General features: G+C 63.1%; 26 protein-coding genes and 1 tRNA gene. 9 read left to right on the top strand and 18 right to left on the bottom strand.

The window, feature by feature from the left end:
- Window positions 1-13 precede the first annotated feature (13 nt).
- Window positions 14-1375, bottom strand: coding sequence for a M28 family peptidase (locus BSG09_RS01040; protein ID WP_092929462.1), 1362 nt, complete (start codon window positions 1373-1375; stop codon window positions 14-16).
- Between the two features lie 150 nt (window positions 1376-1525).
- On the opposite strand from BSG09_RS01040, the gene BSG09_RS01045 reads away from it, so the two are divergent.
- Entirely contained in the window at window positions 1526-2590 is a 1065-nt protein-coding gene (locus BSG09_RS01045; protein WP_092929190.1) for a polyprenyl synthetase family protein, read from the top strand.
- Window positions 2591-2598: 8 nt separating this feature from the next.
- On the opposite strand, the gene BSG09_RS01050 is transcribed toward BSG09_RS01045, so the two are convergent.
- The 17 genes from BSG09_RS01050 to BSG09_RS01130 form a co-directional block, all read right to left on the bottom strand.
- Window positions 2599-3339: an NAD(P)-binding oxidoreductase gene (locus tag BSG09_RS01050; RefSeq protein ID WP_092929192.1), complete on the bottom strand. Its 741-nt coding sequence runs from the start codon at window positions 3337-3339 to the stop codon at window positions 2599-2601.
- Window positions 3340-3452: 113 nt separating this feature from the next.
- Window positions 3453-4268 (bottom strand): CBS domain-containing protein, encoded by an 816-nt coding sequence (locus BSG09_RS01055; protein WP_092929194.1) that lies wholly within the window; start codon window positions 4266-4268, stop codon window positions 3453-3455.
- Window positions 4269-4307: 39 nt separating this feature from the next.
- Window positions 4308-4652: a hypothetical protein gene (locus BSG09_RS01060; RefSeq protein ID WP_092929196.1), complete on the bottom strand. Its 345-nt coding sequence runs from the start codon at window positions 4650-4652 to the stop codon at window positions 4308-4310.
- Between the two features lie 86 nt (window positions 4653-4738).
- Window positions 4739-6232: a DHH family phosphoesterase gene (locus BSG09_RS01065; RefSeq protein ID WP_092929198.1), complete on the bottom strand. Its 1494-nt coding sequence runs from the start codon at window positions 6230-6232 to the stop codon at window positions 4739-4741.
- Between the two features lie 45 nt (window positions 6233-6277).
- Window positions 6278-7804: an NADH-quinone oxidoreductase subunit N gene (locus BSG09_RS01070; RefSeq protein WP_092929200.1), complete on the bottom strand. Its 1527-nt coding sequence runs from the start codon at window positions 7802-7804 to the stop codon at window positions 6278-6280.
- A complete protein-coding gene (locus BSG09_RS01075; RefSeq protein WP_092929202.1) occupies window positions 7804-9330 on the bottom strand; it encodes a complex I subunit 4 family protein in 1527 nt (508 codons plus the stop codon). The genes BSG09_RS01070 and BSG09_RS01075 overlap by 1 nt, the downstream gene beginning before the upstream one ends.
- A complete protein-coding gene (nuoL, locus tag BSG09_RS01080) occupies window positions 9327-11378 on the bottom strand; it encodes an NADH-quinone oxidoreductase subunit L (protein WP_092929204.1) in 2052 nt (683 codons plus the stop codon). The genes BSG09_RS01075 and nuoL overlap by 4 nt, the downstream gene beginning before the upstream one ends.
- A 1-nt stretch (window position 11379) precedes the next feature.
- Complete coding sequence (gene nuoK / locus BSG09_RS01085; RefSeq protein WP_092929206.1) at window positions 11380-11685, bottom strand: NADH-quinone oxidoreductase subunit NuoK; 306 nt, start codon at window positions 11683-11685, stop codon at window positions 11380-11382.
- On the bottom strand, window positions 11682-12134 hold the full coding sequence (locus BSG09_RS01090; protein WP_092929208.1) for a hypothetical protein: 453 nt from the start codon (window positions 12132-12134) through the stop codon (window positions 11682-11684). Before BSG09_RS01090 ends, nuoK begins: the two co-directional genes overlap by 4 nt.
- A complete protein-coding gene (locus tag BSG09_RS01095; protein ID WP_092929210.1) occupies window positions 12131-12403 on the bottom strand; it encodes an NADH-quinone oxidoreductase subunit J in 273 nt (90 codons plus the stop codon). Before BSG09_RS01095 ends, BSG09_RS01090 begins: the two co-directional genes overlap by 4 nt.
- Before the next feature lie 41 nt (window positions 12404-12444).
- Complete coding sequence (locus tag BSG09_RS01100; RefSeq protein WP_008009959.1) at window positions 12445-12906, bottom strand: NuoI/complex I 23 kDa subunit family protein; 462 nt, start codon at window positions 12904-12906, stop codon at window positions 12445-12447.
- Window positions 12903-14015 carry a complex I subunit 1/NuoH family protein gene (locus BSG09_RS01105; protein ID WP_092929212.1) on the bottom strand — a complete coding sequence of 371 codons (1113 nt, stop codon included), beginning with the start codon at window positions 14013-14015 and terminating at the stop codon, window positions 12903-12905. The genes BSG09_RS01100 and BSG09_RS01105 overlap by 4 nt, the downstream gene beginning before the upstream one ends.
- 1 nt (window position 14016) lies before the next feature.
- Complete coding sequence (locus BSG09_RS01110) at window positions 14017-15672, bottom strand: NADH-quinone oxidoreductase subunit D (protein WP_092929214.1); 1656 nt, start codon at window positions 15670-15672, stop codon at window positions 14017-14019.
- Window positions 15669-16385, bottom strand: coding sequence for an NADH-quinone oxidoreductase subunit B (locus BSG09_RS01115; protein WP_092929216.1), 717 nt, complete (start codon window positions 16383-16385; stop codon window positions 15669-15671). The genes BSG09_RS01110 and BSG09_RS01115 overlap by 4 nt, the downstream gene beginning before the upstream one ends.
- Window positions 16382-16786 (bottom strand): NADH-quinone oxidoreductase subunit A, encoded by a 405-nt coding sequence (locus tag BSG09_RS01120; protein ID WP_049911582.1) that lies wholly within the window; start codon window positions 16784-16786, stop codon window positions 16382-16384. The genes BSG09_RS01115 and BSG09_RS01120 overlap by 4 nt, the downstream gene beginning before the upstream one ends.
- Window positions 16787-17092: 306 nt before the next feature.
- The gene (locus BSG09_RS01125) at window positions 17093-17731 is read right to left on the bottom strand and encodes an AIR carboxylase family protein (RefSeq protein ID WP_092929218.1); all 639 of its coding nucleotides are present in this window, start codon (window positions 17729-17731) and stop codon (window positions 17093-17095) included.
- Between the two features lie 75 nt (window positions 17732-17806).
- Window positions 17807-18970 carry a 5-(carboxyamino)imidazole ribonucleotide synthase gene (locus BSG09_RS01130; RefSeq protein ID WP_092929464.1) on the bottom strand — a complete coding sequence of 388 codons (1164 nt, stop codon included), beginning with the start codon at window positions 18968-18970 and terminating at the stop codon, window positions 17807-17809.
- 231 nt (window positions 18971-19201) lie between these two features.
- Between BSG09_RS01130 and BSG09_RS01135 the strand changes: the two genes are divergently transcribed.
- The 8 genes from BSG09_RS01135 (at window position 19202) to BSG09_RS01170 (ending at window position 26939) form a co-directional block, all read left to right on the top strand.
- Entirely contained in the window at window positions 19202-20026 is an 825-nt protein-coding gene (locus tag BSG09_RS01135; RefSeq protein WP_092929220.1) for a DUF4097 family beta strand repeat-containing protein, read from the top strand.
- 123 nt (window positions 20027-20149) lie between these two features.
- Window positions 20150-20584, top strand: a complete 435-nt coding sequence (gene ribH, locus BSG09_RS01140) for a 6,7-dimethyl-8-ribityllumazine synthase (protein ID WP_092929222.1) — start codon at window positions 20150-20152, stop codon at window positions 20582-20584.
- Window positions 20581-21726 (top strand): pyridoxal phosphate-dependent aminotransferase, encoded by a 1146-nt coding sequence (locus BSG09_RS01145; RefSeq protein ID WP_092929224.1) that lies wholly within the window; start codon window positions 20581-20583, stop codon window positions 21724-21726. Before ribH ends, BSG09_RS01145 begins: the two co-directional genes overlap by 4 nt.
- Window positions 21727-21863: 137 nt before the next feature.
- On the top strand, window positions 21864-22613 hold the full coding sequence (locus tag BSG09_RS01150) for an HNH endonuclease (protein ID WP_092929226.1): 750 nt from the start codon (window positions 21864-21866) through the stop codon (window positions 22611-22613).
- A 110-nt stretch (window positions 22614-22723) separates the two neighbouring features.
- Window positions 22724-22827, top strand: a tRNA-Gln gene (locus tag BSG09_RS01155).
- Between the two features lie 161 nt (window positions 22828-22988).
- On the top strand, window positions 22989-24326 hold the full coding sequence (glmM, locus tag BSG09_RS01160; protein WP_092929228.1) for a phosphoglucosamine mutase: 1338 nt from the start codon (window positions 22989-22991) through the stop codon (window positions 24324-24326).
- A gap of 171 nt (window positions 24327-24497) precedes the next feature.
- Window positions 24498-26177 (top strand): alkaline phosphatase family protein, encoded by a 1680-nt coding sequence (locus BSG09_RS01165; RefSeq protein WP_092929230.1) that lies wholly within the window; start codon window positions 24498-24500, stop codon window positions 26175-26177.
- 99 nt (window positions 26178-26276) lie between these two features.
- Entirely contained in the window at window positions 26277-26939 is a 663-nt protein-coding gene (locus BSG09_RS01170; RefSeq protein WP_092929232.1) for a helix-turn-helix domain-containing protein, read from the top strand.
- The last annotated feature ends 48 nt before the right edge of the window (window positions 26940-26987 follow it).

The raw sequence follows: 26987 nt of genomic DNA on the forward strand, positions 1-26987 counted from the left end.
TGGTAGTGACGTGTTACTCGTCGTAGGGCCAGTCGCCGGTAATCTTCATCCCTTCAGCGAGGTCTTGTGCTTCGAGGTCGACTGCGATGTCTTCGGGCGTCCGGTGGTCGACGGTCACGTCTTCGCGGGCGAGTGCAACGATGGACGCGGTCAGGAGGATCGCCTGTTCGCGCAGGGTCCGTGGCTCGAGTTTCTCGATCGTGTCGGCGAAGGTGTGTCCCCATCCTCGGCCCGCGCCCTCGGAGACCGATTTGACGTAACAGCCGGGTACGCCCTCCACGACGAACGGCCAGTGATCGCTGTGGGGGCCAAGCGTCGGCACCGTCTCGATCGGGTGGTCGTATCGCTCGGCGACCTCGTCTGCGACGGCTGCGAGCGCGTCGAAGCCGTGGGTGACGAACTCGAGCGTTCGAGCGTTGACGACGCCGTCGTTGTTGACCACTGCCTTGATCGCGTCGCTGTCGGCTGCCTCGGCATACCGGGTCGAGCCGACCAGCCCGACCTCTTCGGCACCGAAGGCGACGAACTCGACGCGGGTCTCGAGGTCGTCCTCGCGGGCAGCGAGCGCGTTCGCGAGTTCGACGACCATCGCGGTACCGGCCCCATTGTCCATCGCACCCTCGGCGATGTCGTGAGCATCGACGTGGCTCGTCACGAGGATACGCTCGTCGGTGTCAGGGCCGAGTTCGGCATGGACGTTCTGGCTCTCAGCGGGGTGGATATCGGCCTCGACGGCGAGCGTGATCTGCTCACCGTCGAATCGACGGGCCAACCGTGCGCCGACTTCGCTCGAGACGCCGACGGCCGGAAGCTCGCCGATCGGGTCCGCGTCAGTCTCGTCGGACTCCGTCCGACTGTCTGTGTCCGCGGAACGTCGTTCCGCGCTACCCACGCTGCCGGTCGGCGGCAGACAGCCCTCGACGTGGTTGCGATAGATGAAGCCGACAGCACCGTTCTCGACGGCGTGATAGTACTTTTCACGGCGGTGGAGATACCGATCGTAGTAGTCGGGCACGTCGCTGCGGACCATGACGATCGCACCCTCGAGGTCGGTCGTCTCGAAATCCGCGGGGAGGCCGTAGCCGAGGTCGACCAGTGGCCCGGTGACGCGGTCGTCAGGGCTGCGCGGGAGCGCGATACAGTCCTGTGTTGTGTCGCCGGCCGTGATCGCGCTGTCACCGCGGGTCCAGCCCTGTATCTCGAAGGACTCGAGGCGGGCATCCCGCGCGCCGGCGGCGGCCAGCGCGTCACGGGTTAGTTCGGCAGCCTCGCGTTCGCCCTTGCTGCCGGCCATGCGATTCCCGACGTCGACGAGAGACTCGAGGTGGGTCCAGCCGACGTCGCTCTCGAAGATCGAGCCGATCCAGGCGGTCATGACCGTATCGTGGGCGGACGGCCGGGTAACTGTATCGCTCCCCATCGCTTCGCTTGCTGGCCGTCCTCGAATGAACGGGTCGCCAACTTTCACTTCCAGTGATAAGTCTAACTACGAATCTTTTTTACGCCGCTCCTGCTCGAAACTGATATGCGGGAGATGCTTGCCGACTGGCGGCCGGCCATCGACGAGGCGATCGCCGATCTGGTCCCACGCGAAATCGACGCGGACTATCTCGAGACGTTCTTCGGGCCACCGACCTACGAGTACGATGCCACTGGCATCGAGTGTGCGCTTGCGACGCCGCTGTGGGACCTCCTCGATCGTGGTGGGAAACGATGGCGTGCGATTCTCTTTCTGGTCTTCATCGAGGGGTTCGGCGAGGATCCTGCCGAGTACCTCCCCTACGCCTGTATTCCCGAACTCCTGCACAACGGGACGATCATCGTTGACGACGTTGAGGACGAGGCGACGATGCGGCGGGGCGATCCGGCACTGCATCACGTCTACGGACACGACATCGCGCTCAACGTCGGCAATGCGATGTACTTCCTGCCGCTGAAAGTGATTACACAGAATCCGGCCGACCTGCCAGCCGACCGGCAGCTGGCTGCCTACGAGATGTTGATGGACGAACTCAACCGGACCCACCTCGGGCAAGGCATGGACATCTGCTGGCACAACGAACGCGAGGTCCGGGTCAGCACCGACGAATACCTCGAGATGTGTGCGTGCAAGACCGGCTGTCTCGGGCGGATCGTCGCCCGACTGGCCGCGATCATCACCGATCAGCCCGACGCGGTCGAGGAGGCAGTTGCCACGTACGCGGAACTGACCGCCGTTACCTTCCAGATCGGCGATGACATCTTGGACGTCGAACACTCGCTTGGTCGAGCCGGCGAGTTCGGCAAGGAGTTCGGCAACGACATCCGCGAGGGAAAGAAGACGCTGCTCGTCATCCACGCGATGGCAGAAAGCGACCCTGAGCGTGCCCGACGGCTGCAGGCGATTCTCGAGGCCGACGAGAACACTGACGACGAGATCCACGAGGCGCTCGAGATTCTCGCGGAAACCGGGAGCATCGAGTCCGCCCGCGAGTGTGCCCTCGAGTTGGCTGCCCAAGCGCGGGCGGTGCTCGAGGAGGTAGACTTCGACACCGAGACGACGCGGAAACTCGAGGAGTTCACGGAGTTCGTCATCGAACGCGACGTATAACTGTCCTATTACAGCCGGCGGTGTTCGCGCCCGGCCGTGAGGCGGTCGTCGGCCCAGTCGATATCGACGGGGTTGGGCGGCTCGCTCGTCAAGCCATCGCGGCTGACGATCTCGAGGGTTCGGTTCCGCGCGTCGGGCGTAAACGGCGACGCCGCCATTACCTGTGCGACATCGGCCCGCGGAATCGATCCCGAAAACGAACCACCGCCCTCGTTGACCACGACCGCACCGCTTGGTGGATCGTTCGTGAGTCTGCCGGGACGGACGATCGTGTAGTCCAGTCCCGATCGGCGCAGAGCCGTTTCGGCGTCGTGTTTGGCTGACAGCGTGCCCCGGATCAAGAGCCGAGCCGGAAGCGACAGCCCCGCTTTCGACCTCCCGACACCGATCGCACTCTCGAGAACGAAATAGGAGACACCGGCCCCAACGGCAGCAGTGATGAGGTTGATGACACCGGTTCGATCGACCAGTCGGCTCCCGATCGTGTGACGAACCCCCGGTGGCGTGCCGACCGCACAATAGATGATATCACAGTCATCGACCGCCGCGACGGCGTCGGCCGACTCGAAGAAATCGGCCACGATCACGTCGTCCGCCCCGTGTCGCTCGAGCATGTCGACGTTCGCGTACGACCGCGTGGTCGCGCGCACCGAGAGTTCGGTCGGCCGGAGGACTGACAGGAGTTCCTGTCCGGTCTCCCCGCTGGCACCGGCGACGAGGACCCGATCGGGTATGCGTGAGCGATCCATCGAACGAGTTACCGCACGGACACTGAAAACGCTCACCAGCAGTTGATGTCTACGACTATCAATACATCGTGCATGAAAACACCGCCGTCCGTTCTCGTGGCCGTCAGTGGTCTTTACTCGGCCTGATCGTCGGACTGGAGTCGCTTCGTCGTCTTGACTAACGGATGGCGCGCGTAGTCGACGACATCGATATCGTCGATTTGTTCTAACTCCTCTTTTTTGGCCGTGTCTGCCATCCCTAACTCGATCTCACGGTCGATAACGATGACGTAGGCATCCATCTCGTCGATCCCGAGCCGATCGGCCGCGAGCACACGGTGGTGGCCGTCGGCCAGCAACAGCATCCCGCCGTTGTCGATGACCACCAGCGGCTCGGCCAGTCCGCGTTCGAGCTCGTAGCGTCTCCCCTCGAGTTCGTCAGCGTACACCCGGCCCTGGGTAGGTGTCAGCTCCGAAAGCGGGACGGTGCGGCGCTCTTGGGTTAGATCGATCTCGTGGATTTGCTCTAACGTTCGCATGAGCTTGCCGACCTTCTCGGGGGTTGCGCGTTCGATCTGGCTGCGGATGACGTCAGCGTTCGAGATAATTCCGACGAGGTTGCCCGCGTCGTCGACGACGGGAAGTTTCTGGATGCCGGAACGGAGGATGACGCGGGCGGCATCGTTGACCTTCATGTCGGGGTGGGCGACCAGCAACTCCGTCGCCATGATCTTGAAGATCGGATCATCGTCGTCCGCAAGCAACAGATCGCGGGCGCTGATGAACCCCTCGACGCGGCGGCGCTCGCAGACGGGAAAGCCGCTGTGTTCGTCACTCTCGGCGATTCGTCTCGCGACCTCGCCGACCGTTTCGTCGGGCGACACTGTCGCGACATCGCGCGTCATGTAATCTTTGACCCGGGGCTTCGTCCGGTCCGACACGACCTCCATAGACGATTATACGGGTGCCGCGCGCAAAAGCACTGTCTTCTATTCGGGGATGCCGTTTGGAAGTCGCGTCTCTGTTGTGACAAGCGAAAGCGCGATCCCGCCGGCGGTGAGCAGCAGTGAAACGACCACCAGCCTAACTCGAAGTGGGAGGACCACGGTGGCAACCCCCAGGAGTGGACTGATCGAAACGAGCGTTGTGACAGAGACGGGCGTGTCACTGGCGAGGTGGATGATGGCAGCGTACAGACCGAGAACTGTCGCATGGGCCGCAAAGACGGGAGTGAACCGTAGTTCTCCGTTTGCGGCGAGAACGAACCCACTGAGGCCGGTAAGCGTCGAGACACCCGCAATCGTGTCAGTAAGCCACCGCGCTCTGTTTCTCATCTACCATGTTGTATGAACACACTGACAAAATACATTGTGCCCCGACCGCGAGCCGATCGACAGGTGCCGACTCGAGTCGGACACCCTTATGCCGACTCGCCGTCTTCCGACCCACCGCGCTGGGTGAACAGCCACTCGCTGGTTTGCGTATAGGCTCCGACCGGGACCCCCGGTCGCGTCTCGAGTGCCTCGAAAAAGCGGTTGATAATCACTTCTTCGACGATGCTGACGATCGATTCGACCTCTTCCTCGTCGTCGGCACTACCCAAGATACCGATCTCGAGTTGGGCGCCGGCCATGTCGGCGTGACCGCCGGCGCTGCCGATTCGATCGAACGCGTCCCGAAGCGTTTCGCCGAGATCGACATCTGCCGCCCGCGAGCGGGCCGAGAGATACACCATTTCGTCGTCGAACCCGAAGACCAGCGTCGTCTCGATCCCCTCCATCGTCAGCAGCTGATCTGCGGCCTGCGGTAACGCGTCCCGGTTGCTGATCCGATTGACGCTGGCAACGGCGACTGACCCTCGTTCGATCCGGTTTTTGATCGCCCGTGCGATCGTCTCGAGTGTCTCACCCTCGAGCGACGGCTGTTCGATCTGGCGCAGCAGCGACGTGTCGACGTGGGGAGACAACACTGAGGCAGCCCGGAAATCGGCCGGTGAGACTTCCCGCGTAAAGTCGTTCGTATCGACTCGAATGCCATACAGCAGCGCCGTCGCCGTCGCTGGATCGAACGCGAGATCGAAGTGCTCTATGTACTCGGTCAGGACGGTGCTGGTCGCGCCCGCCTCCTGCCGGAGGTCGACGAACTCGCCGGGGACCGGCCCGCGAGGTGGGTGGTGGTCGATGACAATGTCGACGTGAAGGTCCGCCGGTAGCTGGTCGTTGACGCCGGGTCGGGAATGATCAACGAGTGCGAACGCCGAATAGTCCGTCAACGGATCGTCGGGAGCCATGTTTTGCAGGTCCAGATCGAGTAAGTTGACCATCGCCCGGTTCTCCTGATGGGAGATATCGCCGAAATAACAGGCGTCAGCGTCGACGCCAACTGATTCAGCAATGTCGACGAGCGCGACCGCGCTCGCAAGCGCGTCCGGATCGGGATTGTCGTGGGTTACAACCGCCAGTCGACCGTCGATCCCCGCAAGCGACGCCCGGAGTTCGATAGCCGCCTCGGCCGACGCACTCGCTGTCTCGAGTGCGTGGTCTGCGATCGCCGCCGTCGGATCGACAACGTGGTCCGCCAACGCCGCGAACTGGCTGCGGTCCGTCGCCGTCGCGTGCCCACCCAGATAGGCCACGATCGAGACGGCGGGGAACTGCTCACGCGCGAGCTCGAGTGCGGTCCGATTTCCGTCGGTTCGATCGCCAGCGACGAAGATCACGTCCGGTCGGTCGACGGTCGCGATGGTATCGGGATCGGTTGGATCCGCGTGCCGGGCGGGCACGCTCTCGTCGCGTAACGTTTCCACGGCGCTTGCATCGTCAGTGATGACGAGCACGCGGCCGTCGCGCTCGGCGACCTGTTCGGTCACTTTCCGACAGACGGTCCCACAACCGAGCACGAGCCGGAAAACCATTTATCGCGGCTTGCGACCCCGAGGGGTAAAAGCTACCGGGTCGCGTTAGCCGACGACTGCCGCCGCCGCCTCGAGTGCGGCGGTGGCGATCGGATCGAACGCCGGCAGGATGACGACCGTCATCACGGCGGCGGCGATGATCGCCGCGTAAAGGCCGGTCGGCTGGGCGAGGCGATCCCGATCGAGGATCGGCTCCTCGATCCAGAGGGCCTTGACCAGCCGCGAATAGTAGTACAGCGAGAGCGCGCTGTTGACGACGAGCGCGGCGGCGAGGACGAGCAAGACCGTGTTGTCCGCGGCCGCGTTGACTGTCTCGGTGTAGAGCAGGTACTTGCTCCAGAAGCCACCGAACGGCGGCACGCCGGCGAGACTAAACATGAACACAGCCATCGCCGCGGAGGCGAAGGGTGCCTGTTTCGAGAGGCCGTTGTAATCCTCGAACGTGGGGCCGACACCCCAGTACTCGGCCAGCGCGACGAACAGGAACGCACCCGTGTTCATGAAGCCGTAGACCAGCAGGTGCATCATCGCTGCACCCATGACGAGGTCGCCGGCCTCAGTCGAGAGCGCCGCCAGCCCGATCAGCACGTAGCCGGCGTGACCGATCGAGGAGTAGGCGAGCATCCGCTTGACGTGCTCTTGGGTCGCCGCCGCGAAGTTGCCAAGCGTCATCGTGATGATCGCCAGCACGACGAAGATCCACGTCCAGTCGACGTTGATGACCGCCGTCGTCGCCTCGAGCGGGAACGCCGTCGTGAACACGCGGAAGGCGAGCACGAAGCCAGCGGCCTTCGAGGCCGAGGAGAGAAACGCCGAGATCGGCGCGGGCGCGCCCTCGTAGGCCTCGGGGGCCCAGAAGTGAAACGGGACGCTGGCGGTCTTGAACGCGACGCCGCCGATCAACATCAGGATGCCAAGCCCGAGCAGACCGCCCATCTCGCCCGCCGCGCCGAGGTTCGCCGCGACGGCCTCGAGTTGCAGCGAGCCGGTCGCGCCGTAGACCAGCGAGATGCCGTAGACGAAGATCGCCGACGACAGCGCGCCGATCAGGAAGTATTTGAGCCCCGCTTCGACGCTGCCGCGGTTGTCCTTCAGGATCGCGACCAGCGCGTACGACGGCAGGCTTGTCAGCTCGAGTGCGATGAAGATCGTCACGAGGCTGTTCGAAGCCGCGATCATCGACATCCCGGTCGCCGCGAGGACGACCAGCGAGTAGTACTCAGCTTGGTAGGTGTGATCGCGCAGGTAGTCGTAGCTCGCCACCGCGACGAGGGCAGTGACGATCGAGATGATGATCATGAAGTACAGCGCCAACCGGTCGACGATGAACTGGCCGTTCATGACGTCGACGACGCCGTAGTTTTCGATCCCGGTCGCACCGACGCCGGCGGCGGTAAACCAGACGGCGACGGCGAGCGAGGCCAGCGAGCCGGCGACGGCGGTGCCAGCAAGCAGCGAGCGGTTCGTCGACCGCGGATTGATGCTATCGAACAGGAACAAGACGAGTGCCGTTCCTGCCAGGATCAGTGCCGGGGCGAGTGCCGCCCATTCGGGAAGCTGGAAGACTGCCATCAGAGCCCACCTCCCTGGATGATCGGATCAATTGCGTCGGTTATCATGGTGAAGATCAAGTCAGGGGCCACGCCGAGGGTGATGATCAGTCCCAGCAGGACGATCATCGACGCGACGTCGTGGACGGGGGCGCGGCTGACCTCGTAGTCGGTTTCTAGGTTGTACGGTCCGAATACCGTCCGCTGTAGTGCAAACAGCAGGTAGCCCGCGACGATGACGATGCCGAACATCGCCAGCGACGTAAACAGCGCCGAGTATGCGAGCAACTCGGAGCCGAACGAGCCAAAGAAGATGAAATACTCGGCGGCGAAGCCGGACATCAGCGGCAGCCCCATGTAGCCGAACGCGCCGGCGATCAACACGCCGACGGCGATCGGCATCCGGTCTGCCATGCCCGACATGTCGGTGACCATCCGGGTGTGGGTGGCGTTGTAGATGACGCCGACCGACATGAACATCAGCCCGGAGATGAGGCCGTGGGAAACCATCTGGAAGGTCGCGCCACCAACACCGAACTGGGTGTACGCGACCAGTCCAAGGATGACATAGCCCATCGACGAGACGGACGAATACGCGACGATCCGTTTGAGGTCGGTCTGGGCGAGCGCCAACATCGCGCCGTAGATGACGCTGATGACGGCGATCGCCGCGATCGGCACCGCGTAGGCTTCGACCTGCTCGGGGAACATCGTGAAATTGAACCGGAGCAGGGCGTAGGTCCCCATCTTCAGCAGCACGCCGGCCAGCAGAATCGACGCTGGCGTGGGGGCCTCGACGTGGGCGTCAGGGAGCCACGTGTGGAACGGCACCACTGGCACCTTCACCGCAAAGCCGAGGAACATGCCGATGAACGCAAGCGACGCGAGCGTCGTCCCGCTCAGGCCGAAGAACCCTTCGGGGCCGCCGGCGAGCATCGCAGTCGCGATTTCGGGCAGTCCGAATGAAGTGACCGAGTCACCGAGCCCGAAGACGAGCGAGACGAACGACCCGAACATCACCAGCGACGCCACGTTCGTGTAGACGAAGAACTTGATCGCGGCGTATTTGCGACGCGGGCCGCCCCAGATCCCGATCAGCAGGTACATCGGGATCAGGACCGCCTCCCAGAAGACGAACCACAGGAAGAAATCGAGCGCCGAGAAGACGCCGATCAACATCGCCTCGATAAAGAGGATCAGGCCGTAGAACTGCGACTCGCGCTCGTCGATCGGCGTCCACGAGCTGACGATCGCCAGCGTACAGAGGATCGCCGTCAGGACGACCAGCGGCAGGCTGATCCCGTCGAGACCGACGAACCACGAGATCGAGTAGCCGCCGATCTCGAGCCACGCCGCCTGTGATTCGAACGCCAGTTCGCCGTCGAGCAAGGCGTTGCCGCTGCCATCGAAGGCCGCAAACAGCCACAGCGACAGCGCCGTCGGCACAAGGCTGATAGCGAAAGCGAGTTTGCCAGCAATGCGATTCGGCGCGACGAACGTCACCAGCGCGCCGACCAGTGCAACCGCGATCAGTATTTCAATCATCATGCGAACCACCCTCCGAGATAGCCGAGGACGAGCAGTAAGGCGATGAACCCGCCCACCAGCAACGCCGCGTAGTTAGTCACGATACCTGTCTGGATGCGTTTCACCCAGTTGCTGCTGAACAGACTCACGGTCGACGTCCCGTTGACGATGCCGTCGATAACAGTCTGGTCGAACCGGTCGGCAGCTCGAGCCAGCGGCAGCGTGAATCCTTGGGCGAGCCAGACCTGGTACTCGTCCTGGTAGTAGTTGTTCCGCAGGAGGCTGTACGCGCCGCCGAGTTTCTGCATGTGGCGGGTCGGCTCGGGCACGTTATACAGCGTGTGTGCGGTGAACGCGCCGGCTAGTGCGAGCCCGAGCGACAGGCCCGCACTCAACAGCATCGTTGTCGTCTCGGAGCCACCGATGACGCCCTCTTCGAAGGCGACCGTCTCGTGGTACGCGTGGTAGGTCAGCCCTTCGACGTAGCCATACTCGCCATCGAGCCAGAACTCGAGGAACGTGATGTCGACGTTGAGTAGCTTCGCGACGGGTGCCATGTTCACGAGTCCGGTGACGGTCGCGAGGATCCCCAGCACGATCAGCGGGACCTTGATGGCCCAGCCGACTGGGTGTGGGTCTTCGGCGGTCTCCGACCGGGGCTCACCGTGGAAGGTCAGGAAGACCATCCGGAACGTATAGAAACCCGTAAAGAACACCGCAACCAGACCCATCGCGTACGCCGCGAGGATGACCGGCTGCTCTAAGCCGATGATGAGCGCGTCGAACAGCACCTCGTCTTTCGACCAGAAGCCGGAGAAGGGGACGATCCCCGCGAGTGCGAGCGCGCCCGCAAGGAAGGTGTAGTAGGTGACGGGCGCTTTGTCTTTCAGGCCGCCCATCTTCCACATGTTCTGTTCGTGGTGCATGAGCACGATAACAGCCCCGGCACCGAGGAACAGCAAGGCCTTGAAGAAGGCGTGATTCAGCAGGTGGAAAACGCCGGCGACGTAGCCGCCGACGCCGAGGCCGAGCATCATATAGCCATACTGGCTGATGGTCGAGTACGCAAGCACCTGCTTGACGTCGTCTTTGACGACGCCCATCGTCGCCGCGAACAGGGCGGTGAAGCCGCCGACGAACGCGATGATCGAAAGCGCCGTCGGGGAAAGCGCGTAGTAGCCGAACATCCGCGCGACGAGATAGACACCGGCCGCGACCATCGTTGCCGCGTGAATGAGTGCGGAGACGGTGGTCGGGCCTTCCATCGCGTCGGGTAGCCAGGTATGGAACGGGAACTGTGCGGACTTGCCGAGCACCCCGCCGAGCACGAGCAGGCCGGTGATCGTCACCCACGTCTGGGCGTCGAAGCCGAACAGCGTCGCGCCGTCGTCGATTGCCGTCTCGGCGGCGGTGACAAACGATCCTTCGCCAGCGAAGCCGACCGTGCCGAACGTCGCCGCGATGGCGACGACCCCGATCAGGAAGAAGTAGTCACCGAAGCGGGTGACCAGGAACGCCTTCTTCGCGGCCGAGGGGGCCGATTCCGTGCGGAACCAGAACCCGATCAGCAGGTACGAACACAGGCCGACGAGTTCGAAGAACATGAACGCCATCAGCAGGTTGTCCGCAAAGACAAAGGCGAGCATGCTGAACGTAAAGAGGCCGAGCTCGGCGTAGTACCGCGGTAGCCCGGTCTCACCTTCGGCGTTCATGTAGCCGAGGCTGAACACGTGGACGAGTAGAGCGACCAGCGAGACGATCACCAGCATGAGCGCCGAGAGCGGATCGATCAACACGCCGAATGTGAAGGCGACCCCGTCAGCGCCGGTCTCGCTTGCGGCCGCGCCGGCCGTCCACTCGTACAGCGTCGTGTGATATGCGTTCCCACCGCCGACCGCCACGAACATCACAAGCGAGATCAGCAGCGAGCCTGCCGTCGCGATAATACCCGGAAGCGCGCCTTTCTTCGGCAGATGCTTCCCAAAGAGCAGCGTGACGACGAACGCCACGAGCGGGAGCACTGCGATCGCCGGTGCGAATCCGAATGGTCCTGTTGCTGTTGCTGCCATCTTACCACCTCATCGTCGTCGGAACCGTGACGTCGATGTCACGGAAGTTACGGTACAACACCAGGATGATCCCGAGTCCGACGGCCACCTCGGCGGCAGCCAGCGCCATCGTAAACAGCGCGAACAGCTGGCCGGTGAGGTTGCCGTGATAGAACGCGAACGCGATCAGATTGATATTCGCCGCGTTCAGCATGAGTTCGACGGACATCAGGAACAACAGTGCGTTACGACGCGTCAACACCCCGAACAGCCCGATACAGAACACTGCCATCGACAGCAGCACGTAATACTGCACGTCGACGGTCATCGGCTGTCACCTCCAGTGTCTGTGTGCCGGTCGTTCGTTGCTGCACTCGAGCCGTCGGTCCCACCGTCAGTCACGGCCGGTTCCGGCCCGCCAGTGGCGCTTGCTTCCTCGCCAGCGCTCGAGAGCGCGGCGACGGGTTCGCCACCTTCCTCGCGTTTCGCGAGGACGAGCGAGGCGTCGAGTGCGGCGTCGAGTGCGACGGCGACGAGCAAGACGGCGGCGAGGAACGGTTCGGTGCCGCCGATCTGTTGGAGTTCATCGAAGCCAAACAGCGCGTAGCCGAGTTCGGCCGTAATTGAGACGTCGGCGGGGAAGCCAGCCCCCGCAGCCGCGGTCATCGGCTCGAAGGCCGCGTTCAGCGTGATCAGTGCCATCACGCCGAACAGCCCGACCGCGAGTAGTCCGGGGACCAGCGTCTTTCCGAGTCTGAGTTTCGGGCCGGTCGTCATGCCTGTACCACCTCGTCCGTGTCGGAATCGTCGCGCTGGGTCAGCATGACAGCGAACGTGATGAGGACGAGGACCCCGCCGACGTAGACGAGGACCTGCATCATGGCGACGAACTCCGCCGCCAGCATCACATAATGGATTGCCACGCTGAGCAGCGCCACGCCCAGCAGGAGCGCCGAATGCCACGGGTCCTGCATGAGCACGACACCCACCGCGCTGGCAAGCGTGAGTAACGCAAACAGCGCGAACGCGATCAGCTCGTAGTTCATGTATTGGTAGTTACTGCCCGTTTGCGGGACGGGCGGACCCGTTACTGGTAATCGACCTCCCCTTCACCTTCACCGACCCACGCGTCTCGATCGGGTTCGCGGGCGGCGAGTGGGTCGATGTCTTTGTACCACGGTACTGCCTTCAGCTGCTCTTTGTTGTAGACGAAGTCGTGTTTCGTGTCCGCGGTGAACTCGAAGTTCTCCGTCAGCAGGATGGCGTCGACGGGACAGACCTCCTCACAGAGCCGGCAGTAGATACACTGGCCGATGTGGAGGTTGTACTGTTCGCCCTGTCGTTGATCGTTCGTGACGATCTGGATCGTGTCGTTCGGGCAAACGTTTTCACACTGGCGACACCAGATACACCGCTCCTGGCTGAACTTGTGGACGCCGCGGAATCGCGGCGAGACGTCCGGTGCGGTCTCTGGATACTCTACCGTGAACGTCGAGCCGTCCAGTGCGTGTTTCATCGTCGTTGCCATCGATTTGAGTATCCCGATCATGCTATCAGCCCCACGATTACCGCGGTCAGGATGAGATTCGCAAAGGAGAGGACGAGCAGTCCCTTCCAGCCGATCTCGATCAGTTGGTCGATCCGGACGCGTGGCACCGCAGAGCGCAGCCACTGCGTCGCGAAGAACACCGCCCAGATCTTGATGATAAACCAGACGATGCCCGGCAGGACGGGGCCTGCGGGCCCGCCGAGGAAGATCGTCGCGATGATCGCCCCGCCGAGGAAGATGTGGAGGAACTCACCGAGGTAGATCAACACGAAGTGCACCGAGGAGTACTCGGTCTGATACCCCGCGACGATCTCGGTTGGTGCCTCCGGCGTGTCGAAGGGGTTGCGCCCGACCTCCGCGAAGTTCGCCACCAGAAAGAGGACGAACGCGAAGGGGTTGACGAACGCGTACCACGTCGGAATCGAGATACCAGCGATCTCGACCAGCGTCTCGTGTTGGGCGGCGACGATCTCGCCCATCTGTAGCGTGCCGGCGAAGATCACGACCGACATCCCGGTGATGACCAGCGGAATCTCGTAGGCGATATTCTGTGCCACCGCACGAAGGCCGCCGAGCAGCGAGTACTTGTTCGCCGACGCGTAGCCGGCCATCACCAGCCCGAGACTGGCGATCCCGGAGACGGCGAAGACGTATGCAAGTCCGACCTCGGGATCTGCGAGGTGGAGGCCGCTTCCCATCGGGATGACGGCAAACCCAAGCAGCGCCGACGCCGCAACGACGATCGGCGCGAGATCGTAGGCCGGTCGATCGGCGTTTTCGGGAATGATAAGCTCCTTCGAGAGGAGTCGAACCGAGTCGGCGACGATAATGAACAGTCCTGCCGGCCCGAGCCGATTGACCGCGATCCGGTCGGTGAAGGCGGCAGTGATCTTTCGTTTCGCCCACGGCCCTGCGACTCCAGTCATCGCGAGCATCAGGTTCCCGATGAGAAAGGCCGCAAGGAACGTCGCGAGGAGTTCTCCGCCGAGGCCGAACCCGTCGAGGCCGGTCAGTTCACCGATCCGTTCGGGGAGCAAGACCGTATCCTGCAGCGGGACCGCCGGCAGCCCCGACGCCGCATCGGTTGCGGCGACAGTTGTGCCGGTCATACTATCGGTCCACCTCCCCGAGCACGATGTCGAGACTGCCAAGCGACGCGATCATGTCGGGGATGTACTCCCCTTCGGCCATCTCGGGCAGCGCCGAGAGGTTGTGGAAACACGGGCTGCGGATCTTGAACCGACCCGGCTTGTCCGTGCCGTCCGCGCGAATGTAGATGCCGAGTTCGCCCTTTGCACCTTCGACGGCGCGGTAGATCTCGGTGTCCGCATCCGGCTTCAGCGTCCGCGGAACGTTGCTCTGGACGGTCCGTTCGTCCTCGGGCCAGTCCTCGAGCAAGTCGAGACACTGCTCGATGATCTTCGCGGACTCCTCGACTTCTTGCATACGCACGAGGACGCGGCTGTAGTTGTCACAGCCGTCCTTGGTGACGACGTCCCACTCTAAGTTCTCGTAGTAGCCGTAGGGGTCGTCCCGACGGAGGTCGTAGTCGATGCCCGACCCGCGAGCGACGGGGCCGGTACAGCCGTACTGTTTGGCGACCTCGGGCTCGAGAATGCCGGTATCGTGCGTTCGAATCTGGAAGATCTCGTTTGCGGTCAGCAGGTCGTTGTACTCGTCGACCTTTGCAGGAAGGCCATCGAGGAAGTCGCGCGTCTTCTCGATGAACTCCTCGCGGGGTTCGGGCAGGTCCCAGGCGACCCCGCCCAGCCGGAAGTAGTTGAACATGAGCCGCTGGCCGGTCAGATCCTCGAGAATGTCCTGGACGACCTCACGATCACGCATCCCATACTGGAAGATGGCGGTGAAGTCGCCGTAGACGTCCAGTGCGAACGTCGCCAGCGCGAGCATGTGTGAGGCGATCCGGGAGAGTTCGGCCCCCATCGTCCGAATGACCTGGGCGTACTCGGGGACGTCGATGTCCGCGAGGTCTTCGGCGACGCGTGCGTAGGCCCACTCGTTCAAGAGACCAGCCGAGACGTAGTCCCAGCGGTCGGGATACGGCATGATCTGGTGGCGATAGGTGCCCTGCTGGCACATCTGCTCCTCACAGCGGTGGAGATAGCCGATGTCGGGATCGACGTCGACGACGGTTTCACCGTCTAACACCGTCTCGATGTGGAGCACACCGTGGGTCGCCGGGTGGTGTGGCCCGATATTGAGGAACATCGTGTCCGACTCGTCGTCGTGGTGGTCGGGCTGGATCGGATTGGCGTGTTCCGTCAGCGTCACCAGCTGGGGTTTCTCCTGGTCGTAGTCCCGCGAGAGCGGGTGGCCCTGCCAGGTTTCCGGCAGCAGGATCCGTCGCGGATCGGGGTGGCCTTCGTAGTCGATGCCGACGAGGTCGAACGCCTCCCGTTCGTGCCAGTCGGCAGTACGGAAGACCGGTTCGGCGGTCTGGCTGACCGGCTCGTCGGTCGTGGTCGGCACGACGACCGACACTTCTTGTGTCGGATCGGCGTATTTCCGGAGGTGGTAGATCGATTCGTACCGGTCCGGATACTCCTGTGCGGTCAGGTTGGCGAGGTGGTCGAATCCGGCCTCGTCCCGGAGGTCTTTGAGGACGTCCTGAACGTCGTCCGGCCGGATGACGAATCCGGGCGCGTTCAGATGATCGTCGCGTGCGAGCGCGCGATCACCGACGATCGCCTCGAGTTCGTCTTCGGTGACCTCGACTGCCGGCTGTCGTTCGAGTCCCGTGCTCATGGTGAATCAGCCCAGTTGTAGCGCATGACGAGGTCGTCTTCGTCGATGTCGTCCGCGAGCTTCTGGACGAGCTCGTCTTTCGGCAGGTCGCCGAACTTCTCGAGTTCGTACGGTTTGACGACGACGGGCGTCGACTCGCCGTTGCGGATGCGTTCTTGGAGTTTGGCAATACCGTAGACGAGCGCCTCCGGCCGCGGCGGGCAGCCGGGGACGTGGATGTCGATGGGGATGATCTCCTCGGCACCCTTGACGACGTTGTAGCCTTCCTGGAAGGGGCCGCCGGAGATCGTACACGAGCCCATGCCGACGACGAACTTGGGTTCGGGCATCTGGTCGTAGACCCGCTTCATGCGGGGGCCGAATTTGGAGACGATTGTCCCGGGGACGATCATCACGTCGGCCTGACGGGGCGACGCGCGTGGCACGCCGGCCCCGAAGCGATCCAGGTCGTGTTTGATCGCGTAGGTGTGCATCATCTCGATGCTGCAACACGCGATCCCGAACTGGAGCATGAACATCGAGTTGCCCCGCACCCAGTTCATGAACTTGTCGAACTTCGTGAGAATGAAGGGGGTCGATCCGAAGGCCTCGCGAAGCTTGGAGTTGAAGCGGTCGTCGGCACCCTCCCCGATGCGCGAATCGCGGGTGTCCGTCGACGGTGCGGTGCTGTCGTAGATCTGCTGGCGTGGTTGTTCGGGTTGTTCGCTACTCATGGTCTGTCAGCGTCCAGTTGGCGAGGTGTCCGTGCCCACTGTACCGCGCCTGTGCGCCACGCCCACGCGAGTCCGACGAGCAGGATAGCGACGAACGCCAGCATCGGCCCGAGCGCGCGGGCAAGCGGGATATCCGCCGCGAGCGCATCCTGATAGGCGACCGCCCAGGGGAACAGAAGGACGGTCTCGATATCGAAGACGACGAACAGAAGCGCAACCATGTAGTATTGAATATTGAACCGGATGCGCGTTCCGCCGGTCGGAATCTCGCCACTCTCGTAGGTGGCGCGTTTACTCGTTTCGGGAACCGTGGGCCGCAGGAGATACGATACCGTCATCATCCCGAACGGTATCAGTACCCCGACGAGCGCCAGTGCCCCGATGGCGATCCAATCATTCATCTCGGTAACGTTCGGGGCTTCAAACCGCACACACATAAGGGTTGATCCTTTGTTTTTGCGGGAAACACGGGCCACAACGGGATTTCAGCGTGAATAACTCCCATGTGAATAGTCACATGATCCTATATATAGATACCTGGAGAGGTGTCGGACCGGTAAAGAAATATTACTCGCCGTCGAACCAGTAACGTTGGGCACTCGAGCGGCCCCGTCTTTATCCAGCTGAAAATTCCAAGCAGTCGTGACAGGTGTTCTGCAACTGGGGTCAGAACGTGACCAGATCTCTCGCGAACGGAATCGCGCTCGTTACTGTTCGCGCTCCCGGAACGCCGGCGTCCCCTCGTCGTGGAGTTCACGGGACACAGCCCCGACGCCGTCGCGTAGTCCCTCGTGGTACTCGACCAACCGGTCGCGAACGTCGTCGTGCTGGCGAGCGAGGATTTGGGCGGCCGATAGCGCGGCGTTGAACGATTTGCCGGCGTCGACGGCGACCAGCGGCGCGCCGGTCGGCATTCCGATGACGCTGTCGACGGATTTTTCCTGAACCGGGACGCCGATGACTGGCAGCGGATACGCGATCGAGGCAGTCATGTTCGGCAGATCCGCGGACTTGCCGCCCGCGCCAGCGATGAGAACCTCGAGCCCACGATCCTCGGCCGTCTCGGCGTAAGCCGTCATTAAGTCCGGCGTTCGGTGGGCCGACGTGACGTAGGTCTCGAACGTGAACCGTTCATCGGGCGCGTCCTCGTAATCGGTCTGCTCGGCGAAGCCGAGGTCATCCACGAAGGCATCGTAGGCTCCGCGACGTTTGCCGCCGGTCATCATCGTCTCGAGGTCGGAGTCACTGCCCATCACGATCCCGATGTCGGGAGTCTCCGCAGCCGGGCGGTCCTGGTCGGCTTCGTCGTGCAGGCGGTCGATCAAGTCGCTAACGCTGTCGCTCATAGGCGATGCTGGTCGGGCAAGCGACTTGAAACAGTGGTAAACGAGACCGAGATCGAATCGATCGCAGTCGAGCGACTACGACTGGAACGTCACGGCGGCCTCGAGTTCGCGCGCCGTCTCGAGGAGGTCGTCGATGGAGTCGGTGCCTTCGTCGCCCGTCACGGTGACGTGGCCCATTTTTCGGAGCGGGCGCGCCTGCTGCTTGCCGTACCAGTGGAGGGCCGCGCCGGGTGTTCCGAGGATCTCGTCGATGTCGCCCACGGCTGCCGGTTGCTCTTCGTCGACGTCGCCGAGCAGGTTCGTCATCACCGTCGGCGAACGCAGGGCTGTCGAACCGAGCGGCCAGCCCAGCACGGCCCGGGTGTGCTGTTCGAACTGCGAGGTTTGGGTCCCCTCGATCGTCCAGTGGCCCGAGTTGTGCGGGCGCGGGGCGATCTCGTTGAGCAGGATCTCGCCGTCCGTCGCTTCAAAGAGCTCGATCCCGTAGACGCCACGCCCGTCCATTACTTCGAGCACGTCCCGCGCAACGTCATATGCGCGCTCGGTAACGGCTTCGCTCGAGCGGGCAGGAACGATCGTCTCCCGGAGGATCTCGTCTTCGTGGACGTTCTCGCCCAGCGGGAAGGTGGCAACCTCGTCGTCACCCTTGACGGCGATAACCGACACCTCGCGCTCGAAGTCGACAAAGGACTCGACCATCGCGGGACCGGCGACCGACTCGAGGGCGTCCTCGGCGTCGGCTTTGGACTCGACTGGTACGTTCCCACGCCCGTCGTAGCCGCCGGTGCGGGCTTTGAGCATCACCGGCGCGCCGTAGTCATCGATCGCCTCGCGAATGTCGTCGGCATCGTCGACCTTGCGAAACGGTGGCACTGGAACGCCCGCGTCCTCGAGTTCGCGTTTCTGGACGAGTTTGTCGTGGATCGTCTCGAGCGTCGAGGGCTTCGGGTGGACCGGCGTCCCCGTCTCCTCACTGATGCGGTCCATGACGTTCTGGTCGGCGAGTTCGATTTCGAACGTGAGGACATCGGCGCGCTCGGCGAGGTCGCGGATCCCCGCTTCGTCGTCGAAGTCAGCAACGATCTGGTCGCGGGCCACGAGCGCCGCCGGACAGTCCGGCGTCGGATCGAGCACGACCACCTCGACGCCAAGCGGTGCGGCCGCCTCGGCGAGCATCCGCCCGAGCTGTCCCCCTCCGACTACACCGATCGTCGGTCCCGGCGTCCGTAGCGTCGTCATTACGCCGCGGTTGTCGTCGGCCGCGCTTAAGAATTCCCAAACGGGATGCTCGAAGCGCGATCGCTCCTTGCTGCCCACGTATCACAGATGCGTTCCGATCGAACGGAACTGGCCGTGACAGCAAACGGTGTCACCCGACGAATTTGTTATCTTATAAAAACCTTCGTGGAGAGCACCCACGTCAGAAACTGACTACCAGTACATATGTTGTGAGAACGGGTAGTTCTCCGTATGCAACATGATATTTCGCGACGCCAGTTGCTCGGTGGGGGAAGTCTCGGCACCCTCGGCACACTCGCCGGCTGTCTCGCGACTGGCAGGGGCGCAACGGAAACCGTGACGGAAACCTACGAAACCTCCGATCTCAGTTCACTCGCGCTCGAAACCGTCAACGGCGCGATCACCGTCGACGGAGCCGAAGGCGACGCGATCGAGGTCACGGCCGACAAAGCGGCACCGACCGAAGACACTCTCGAGTCAGTAACTCTCGAATCCAACCGGAGCGACGGGCAACTCACACTCGAGACGAACTTCGAAACGACGCCGTTTCTCTTCGGCCCCGATCCCAAAGTCGACCTCGCGGTGACGGTTCCGTCGGGAATCCAACTTGCGCGGGCGGAGACGACCAACGGCGATGTCGCGACCCGGAACGTGACCGGCGACCTCGTCGCCGGAACGACGAACGGCCGGATCGATGCTGAGGGCGTCGACGGCGGACTGAGCGCCGAGACCACTAACGGCGAGGTCCATGCCGCTGGCGTCAGCGGCGACGTAGACGCGGACACGACGAACGGGGATATCGACATCGTGCTTGCAGACGGCGGCGACCTGACCGCGGAGAGTACTAACGGCGAAATCACGGTTCGGGCACCCGAATCGGTCGATGCGACCGTCAGCATCGAGACGACCAACGGCGACATCTCGGTCGAGGGCTTTGGCGATTCGACCGCCTCGAGCGACAGTTCGCTCGAGATGACGCTGGGTGATGGGACCCGCCGCATCCGTCTCGAGACGACCAACGGCGACGTGTCGTTTCGCAGTACCGACACGTCGTAGCGGTTCTTGTCCGGCTCGAGCGCGAGAATCGGGTGCTGTCGAGCCCTGGCCCGGCCGACAATCGATAGCACGCGGCCACCGCAGAACGGTACCTCTTTTACCCGTCCTCCCTACCGCTCGCCTATGACCACGCTCGGACTGGTGGTCGCGGAGTTCAACCGGCCGATCACCGAGCAGATGGAGCAGGACGCACTCGAGGCCGCAACGGCCGCGGGTGCCGACGTGTACGAGACGGTCCACGTACCGGGCGTCTACGACGCGCCGCTGGCCGCTGACCGGCTCGCACGTCGCGACGAGATTGACGCTGTCGCCGTGATCGGCACCGTCATCACCGGCGATACCGACCACGATCAGGTGATCACCGACGCTACCGCGCAGCGACTCTCCGACGTGAGTCTCGAGCGCGATACGCCGGTGACACTCGGCGTGACCGGCCCCGGCATGTCCGCCGCCGAAGCGCGCGAACGCGTCGAAAACGCTGCCAAGGCCGTCGACGGCGCGCTCGATCTCGTCGACGAACTCCCAGATCCCAGTCCCGTAGCCGACTCCCAACAATGACTATGGAATTTACCGACCGTGTAACCCGAGTCGAACCGTCCGCGACGCTTGCTATCTCCGCGCTCGCAACCGAACTCGAGGCCGAAGGCGCAGACGTCGTCGACCTCTCCGTCGGCGAACCCGACTTCCCCACGCCCGAGAACATCGTCGAGGCCGGCAAGGACGCGATGGATGCCGGCCACACCGGCTACACGACTTCCGCCGGTATCCTCGAACTGCGCGAGGCCATCGCCGACAAACTCGCCGACGACGGCTTAGAGCACACCGCCGACGAGATCATCGTCACACCCGGCGCGAAACAGGCTCTCTACGAGATCGTCCAGGCACTCATCGAAGACGGTGACGAGGTCGTCCTGCTCGACCCCGCATGGGTCTCCTACGAGGCGATGGTCAAGATGGCCGGCGGCGAGTTGACCCGCGTCGACCTCTCTGACTCGGACTTCCAGCTCGAGCCCGCCCTCGACGACCTCGAGGCCGCAGTTTCGGACGACACCGAACTACTCGTCGTCAACTCCCCGTCGAACCCCACCGGCGCGGTCTACTCCGACGCCGCGCTCGAGGGCGTCCGCGATCTCGCCGTCGAACACGACATCACCGTCATCTCCGACGAGATTTACAAGGAGATCACCTACGGTGTCGAACCGACCAGCCTCGGCACGCTCGAGGGCATGGCCGACCGCACCGTCACCGTCAACGGCTTCTCGAAGGCCTACTCGATGACCGGCTGGCGGCTCGGCTACTTCGCCGGTCCAGAGGATCTGATCGACCAGGCCGGCAAACTCCACAGCCACTCCGTCTCCTCGGCCGTGAACTTCGTCCAGCACGCCGGCCTCGAAGCGCTCGAGACCGAGGACGCCGTCGACGAAATGGTCGCAGCCTTCGAAGAACGCCGCGACCTCGTCATCGATCTGCTCGACGAACACGACGTCGATGTCGCCGTCCCGGAGGGTGCGTTCTACATGATGCTCCCCGTAGACGACGACGATCAGGCCTGGTGTGAAGGCGCGATCGAAGACGCCCACGTCGCGACCGTGCCCGGCAGCGCCTTTGGCACCCCCGGCTACGCGCGGATCTCGTATGCAGCGAGCGAAGAGCGACTCGAGGAAGGCATCGAGCGACTGGCCGAGGAAGGCTACCTGTAAGCCGGCTCCGTCGCGAGCAGCTTTTCCGTTGCCGAATCGGGTTCCCTGAATAGACTCGAGCGCGTCGCTCGAGGCCGTTCGGATCACTTTCACTGCGGTTGGCTAGTGTTTATTTCCCCATAACTACGACGATAGTTATGGACTGTCCGACCTGTGGGAAGTCCCTGAACACCGAACAGGGAATGCGCCAGCATCATACCAAAGTCCACGGTGAGCCACTCCCCAATCGAACCTGTACGGGCTGTGGAGTCGAGTTCTACGACCCGAAAGCACGACGCGAGTTCTGCGACGACTGTAATCCAAACGGTGGAGAACACAACGGAAACTGGAAAGACGCGAAAGAAACCGGGACGTGCAATCGCTGTGGAGCGACGCTCGACTACTATCCCTCGGACAAGCCAGGTATGTACTGTCCAGAATGCGTCGAGAGTGCCCGCGGAGTGGTACCGGGAAATCCGTCGGAGAAAGGTGAGCGGGTCATCGTCGGCTGCGAAGCCTGCGATGCCGAACTCGAGGCTCGGCCGGCGCGACTCGAGAAGCAGAAACGAGGCGTCTTCTGTACGCTCGAGTGCTACGGTGACTGGTTATCAGAGAACGTCGTCGGACCGGATCACCATCAGTGGGAAGGCGGATCGATCGACTACGGCCAGCGCTGGTGGCGGGTGCGACGGCAGGCCCTTGAGCGTGACGACTACGAGTGTCAACACTGCGGGACGAGTGCCGAAGAACTGGGCCGGAATCCCGACGTGCATCATCGCCGGCCAGTGCGGTCGTTCGAGCGGCCCGAAGCTGCACACACGATGGACAACGTGATAACGCTCTGTCGGAGCTGTCATCGCCATGCCGAAGCGGGGACGATCACACTTCCGTCTCACGACGAAAAGTAACACTATTGTGCGATGGCGGTCTATCCATCGAGTGACGTTCCGTGGAGTCCCGTGGTGGCGAGTAAATCCGGAGGATTTACGAGGTACACGGGACTTTGATCGGAGTGAGAAGTCCCGTGGTGTAGTGGCCAATCATATGGGCCTTTGGACGTGTTTCGGTTCAGTCCGTCACGGAAGCAAGCCCATGACGGCAGTTCGAATCTGCCCGGGACTATCATACTATTCCTTACACTTTTCGCCCAGAGAGCTATTGGTATGAGCTACCGCTGTGATATCCGCCAATAGAACACAGCCCTCACACAGATAGCCCCTGAATACCCGCGACCTCGTCCTAACAACTCCATAGTAATCCCTGCGTCCTCGAGAGCCCATGCTATGTTCGGAACGAGCGGTATCCGCGGCACTGTCGGCGAAGCAGTAACAGCCGAACTCGCGCTCTCGATTGGGCGCGCCGTCGCGTCCGACGGCTACGAGCGGGTCGTCGTGGGACGAGACGCTCGAGAGAGCGGCGCGGTCCTGACCGATACAGTGACCGCCGGACTGCGAGAATGTGGCGCAGACGTGCTCGAGGCCGGTGTCGCACCAACACCGACGATCGCCAGAGCGGTCCCGCGAACGAACGCGGATGCAGGCATCGTCGTCACGGCCTCGCACAATCCCGCACCGGATAACGGGCTCAAACTCTGGTCGGCCTCGGGCAAGGCCTTCGATCCCGAGCAACTCGAGGCGATCACCGCTCGCATCGAAGGCGACGAGTACGACCTCCGTCCGTGGGACGGACACGGCTCGCGCGAGCCGGTCCCGGATGCGACCGATCGCCACGCGGCGGCATTGTGCGAGTCTGTTTCGATCGACGAGCCGCCGAGTGTCGCCGTCGACATTGGGAACGGCACCGGTGCGATCACCGCCCGCGTGCTCTCGGAGGTCGGCTGTGACGTCGTGACGCTGAACGGACAGCGAGACGGACGCTTTCCCGGTCGGCCGAGCGAGCCGACACGAGAGACGCTCGGCGACCTCTCGGCACTCGTCGAGGCGACCGACGCGGCGGTGGGGATCGCCCATGATGGCGACGCCGATCGGATGCTCGCCGTCGACGAGACCGGTTCTTTCGTGCCGAAAGATGCCCTCCTCGCCCTGTTCGCACGTGAGGCTGCGACCGATGGCGACGTGATCGCTGCGCCGATCGATACGAGCATGGCTGTCGACGACGCGCTGGCGACGGTCGGCGCGTCGGTGAGCCGAACGCGGGTCGGTGACGGCTTCGTGGCCGACCGCGCCACACAGCCGGACGTCGTCTTCGGCGGGGAGCCCAGCGGGGCGTGGATCTGGCCGGACGAGACGCTGTGTCCGGACGGCCCGCTTGCCGCGTGTAAACTCGTCGAACTCATTGCCGACCGCGGGGTGCTGTCCGATCTCGTCGCGGAGATCGAGACGTACCCCATCCGCCGCACGTCGGTCAAACTCGAGGACAAAGAGGCCGTGATGAACCGAGTCCGAGAGCGCGTCCGCAAGCGCTACGACGACATTGAGACGCTCGACGGCGTCTACGTCGATGTCGGCGACGGCTGGTTCCTCCTGCGTCCGAGCGGCACCGAGCCGGTCATCCGCCTTACGGCCGAAGCGCGAGACGAGTTTCGGGCCGAGCAACTGGAAGCAGATGCCGTTGGGCTCCTCGAGAACGTGCTCGAAACGATGTCGGGCATTCGCCCGTGACCGGTGCCACAAATCTAGCAGACCGCCAGAATTCGGGCGGTGTGGTGGGTTTAACGTCTCGATAATGAAGTATCCCGTCTCCATCGATAGGCGTAGAGACGTGGTGCAACGAACAACGCCGCTGCCGTGGGCTGTCGGCTGCGGTCGAACGAACACATTGAGTAGTAAAGGATGACTCGGACGTTTCGCCGTGACGACACGACATCGACTGGGGGTACGAACGAATCGAACGGGCTGGACACGCTGCTGATCGGGATCGATGCGGGGTGTCTGCCGGTTTTCGAACGGTTATTCAAAGCAAACCGAATTCCGACCATCGAGCGGCTCTGTTCGGAGGGGGTCGCCGCGCCGCTCGAGTCGCAGATCCCACCATGGACGCCGAGCGCGTGGCCATCGATTTATACCGGGGTTAACCCCGGGAAACACGGTGTGGTCGGCTTTGTCGGCTACGACGGCTACGACTGGCACGTGGCGAGCAACGACGATGTCCACGAGCATTCGCTGTGGACGCTGCTGGATCACCATGACCGCTCGAGCGTCATCGTCAACGCACCAGTGACGCATCCACCCGACGAGTTCGACGGGGCGGTGATCCCCGGCTTCCTCGGGCCCGAGGACCCGCCGTGTCACCCCGCCGGACTCTTAGACGAGGTCCGCGACGCGATCGGGGAGTATCGCGTCTACCCGAGCTACACACGAGACGACGACTCGCTGTCCGACAGTGCGAAGATCGACGAGTATCAGAACCTCGTTCGGATGCGCGGCCAAGCGTTTCGCTACCTCGTCGGCGAGTTCGAGCCGGACTTCGGCTTCGTCCAGTTCCAGAAGACGGATACGGTCTTCCACGAGTTCAGCGGCAAGCAACGACACGTCGACCGCGTCTACGAAGCGACCGACGAACAGATCGGAAAGATTCTCGAGGACTGCGATCCCGACCGCGTCTTCCTCGTGAGCGATCACGGCATGGGACAGTACGACGGGTACGAGTTCCGGGTCAACGAGTACCTCCGCGATATGGGCTACCTCGAGACGACGACCGGCGGCAAGGGGATGCCGTCGTGGACACCGATGCGCAGACGGCTCCGCGAAGGCGAAGAGTACGACACCTGGGAGCCCGGCGTCGCTGCACGCGCAGCGTCGGTTGCCGCCCGATTCGGCATCACCGCCCGTCGCATCAGGACCGCGCTCGAGCGGGTCGGACTGGCCGAGCTCGCCATCGAGTATGCACCGAGCGGCATCTCCCGGACGGCCAACGAGCAGGTCGACTTCGCCGAGTCGGAGGCCTACGTCCGTGCACGGACCGAACTCGGCGTTCGAATCAACCTCGAAGGGCGGGAACCGAACGGTATCATTCCACCGGAAGAGTACGAGGAACTCCGCGAGAACCTCATCCGGGCGCTTCAGGCGATCGAAACACCCGATGGCGAGCCGTTCTTCGAGACGGTCGCGCCGCGCGAGCAGTACTTCCACGGTGACGAACTCGAGGAGACGGTCGACATCGTCACGATCCCTGCTGGCTTCGATCACATGCTCTCCGAGCAGCTGGGCGAGGGCAACTACTTCAGCCCGGCCGAACCGTGGAATCATAAACTCGACGGGGTCTTCATCGCCGCGGGTGAGGGAATCGACGAGACCGCCGCGCTCGAACGGACCCACCTCTTCGATGTCGCGCCGACGGTCATGGCCGCGATGGGCGTTCCCTACAGTGACCGCATGGACGGCAGCGTCGTTCCCGTCGTCGACCCGATCGAACCGACGTCCTATCCCGAGTACGACACGCACGACGGTAAACGACCGGCGACGGACGAGGCGGTCACCGATCGGCTGGCCGATCTAGGTTACATGAACTGACCGCCCTCACAGGACGGTTTCGAGTCGCTGCAACTCGCTTACCCGCGGTATAAGTATGGGCCACTGGTCCCGACGACGGAGTACGACACCGATATCTCAATGGGATTTATTGCAGAAATCCATCTCAGCCACGACAGCCTTCCATTGGTCCCGACGATAGAACGCTGTTCCGGCGTGACGCTCAGATACGAGTACGGGACGACGACCGATGCGCAACGCCAACAGTTCGTCTCGGCGTTCAGCGACGCGGATACAGCACTCGAGGCGGCGATGGACGCCGACCCGACCGTTTCGAACCCGACACGTGTCGCCGTCTTCGAGAACCGAACGATCTATCGCGTCGACGTCGAGACGCCCCTCGAGATCGTTCCTGACTGCTGTGTCGAGAACGGGGTGTTCGCCTTCACGATCACGAGTGGCGACGGTGGGTGGATCACACGGGTCCACGTCCCCAATCGCGACGCATTGTCGGCGTTTCGAGCACACTGTCGCGCTCACGGCGTCTCGTTTCGGGTGAACCGACTGTACGACTCATCAGCGTCCGACGAGCAGACGTATTTCCTCACAGAACGCCAGCACGAGGTGCTCACAATGGCCTACTTCGCCGGCTACTTCGACGTGCCACGCGGAGCCACACAGGACGACCTCGCCGATCGACTCGGCATCTCGGATTCCGCGGTTTCCCAGCGACTTCGCCACGCCGTCTCCGAACTGATCGCCGCCACGCTCGAGAGCGATCGAATGCCCGAGGAATGTCGATAACGAGACGGATGATCAGGAGCCGATCGCCACGATGGTCCGTCGCGAGAG

This window comes from Natrinema hispanicum (assembly GCF_900111485.1).
In the GTDB taxonomy this organism is placed as follows: Archaea; Halobacteriota; Halobacteria; order Halobacteriales; family Natrialbaceae; genus Natrinema; species Natrinema hispanicum_A.

Coding starts and splice junctions, on each gene's coding strand:
- BSG09_RS01125 (WP_092929218.1), bottom strand. CDS start 17,731: ATGAGCGACAGCGTTAGCGACTTGATCGACCGCCTGCACGACGAAGCC.
- BSG09_RS01050 (WP_092929192.1), bottom strand. CDS start 3,339: ATGGATCGCTCACGCATACCCGATCGGGTCCTCGTCGCCGGTGCCAGC.
- BSG09_RS01095 (WP_092929210.1), bottom strand. CDS start 12,403: ATGAACTACGAGCTGATCGCGTTCGCGCTGTTTGCGTTACTCACGCTT.
- BSG09_RS01075 (WP_092929202.1), bottom strand. CDS start 9,330: ATGATGATTGAAATACTGATCGCGGTTGCACTGGTCGGCGCGCTGGTG.
- BSG09_RS01060 (WP_092929196.1), bottom strand. CDS start 4,652: ATGAGAAACAGAGCGCGGTGGCTTACTGACACGATTGCGGGTGTCTCG.
- ribH (WP_092929222.1), top strand. CDS start 20,150: ATGACCACGCTCGGACTGGTGGTCGCGGAGTTCAACCGGCCGATCACC.
- nuoK (WP_092929206.1), bottom strand. CDS start 11,685: ATGACCGTCGACGTGCAGTATTACGTGCTGCTGTCGATGGCAGTGTTC.
- BSG09_RS01090 (WP_092929208.1), bottom strand. CDS start 12,134: ATGACGACCGGCCCGAAACTCAGACTCGGAAAGACGCTGGTCCCCGGA.
- BSG09_RS01170 (WP_092929232.1), top strand. CDS start 26,277: ATGGGATTTATTGCAGAAATCCATCTCAGCCACGACAGCCTTCCATTG.
- BSG09_RS01045 (WP_092929190.1), top strand. CDS start 1,526: ATGCGGGAGATGCTTGCCGACTGGCGGCCGGCCATCGACGAGGCGATC.
- BSG09_RS01145 (WP_092929224.1), top strand. CDS start 20,581: ATGACTATGGAATTTACCGACCGTGTAACCCGAGTCGAACCGTCCGCG.
- BSG09_RS01110 (WP_092929214.1), bottom strand. CDS start 15,672: ATGAGCACGGGACTCGAACGACAGCCGGCAGTCGAGGTCACCGAAGAC.
- nuoL (WP_092929204.1), bottom strand. CDS start 11,378: ATGGCAGCAACAGCAACAGGACCATTCGGATTCGCACCGGCGATCGCA.
- BSG09_RS01105 (WP_092929212.1), bottom strand. CDS start 14,015: ATGACCGGCACAACTGTCGCCGCAACCGATGCGGCGTCGGGGCTGCCG.
- BSG09_RS01150 (WP_092929226.1), top strand. CDS start 21,864: ATGGACTGTCCGACCTGTGGGAAGTCCCTGAACACCGAACAGGGAATG.
- BSG09_RS01115 (WP_092929216.1), bottom strand. CDS start 16,385: ATGAGTAGCGAACAACCCGAACAACCACGCCAGCAGATCTACGACAGC.
- BSG09_RS01120 (WP_049911582.1), bottom strand. CDS start 16,786: ATGAATGATTGGATCGCCATCGGGGCACTGGCGCTCGTCGGGGTACTG.
- BSG09_RS01070 (WP_092929200.1), bottom strand. CDS start 7,804: ATGGCAGTCTTCCAGCTTCCCGAATGGGCGGCACTCGCCCCGGCACTG.
- BSG09_RS01100 (WP_008009959.1), bottom strand. CDS start 12,906: ATGATCGGGATACTCAAATCGATGGCAACGACGATGAAACACGCACTG.
- BSG09_RS01055 (WP_092929194.1), bottom strand. CDS start 4,268: ATGGAGGTCGTGTCGGACCGGACGAAGCCCCGGGTCAAAGATTACATG.
- BSG09_RS01040 (WP_092929462.1), bottom strand. CDS start 1,375: ATGACCGCCTGGATCGGCTCGATCTTCGAGAGCGACGTCGGCTGGACC.
- BSG09_RS01165 (WP_092929230.1), top strand. CDS start 24,498: ATGACTCGGACGTTTCGCCGTGACGACACGACATCGACTGGGGGTACG.
- BSG09_RS01065 (WP_092929198.1), bottom strand. CDS start 6,232: ATGGTTTTCCGGCTCGTGCTCGGTTGTGGGACCGTCTGTCGGAAAGTG.
- BSG09_RS01130 (WP_092929464.1), bottom strand. CDS start 18,970: ATGACGACGCTACGGACGCCGGGACCGACGATCGGTGTAGTCGGAGGG.
- BSG09_RS01135 (WP_092929220.1), top strand. CDS start 19,202: ATGCAACATGATATTTCGCGACGCCAGTTGCTCGGTGGGGGAAGTCTC.
- glmM (WP_092929228.1), top strand. CDS start 22,989: ATGTTCGGAACGAGCGGTATCCGCGGCACTGTCGGCGAAGCAGTAACA.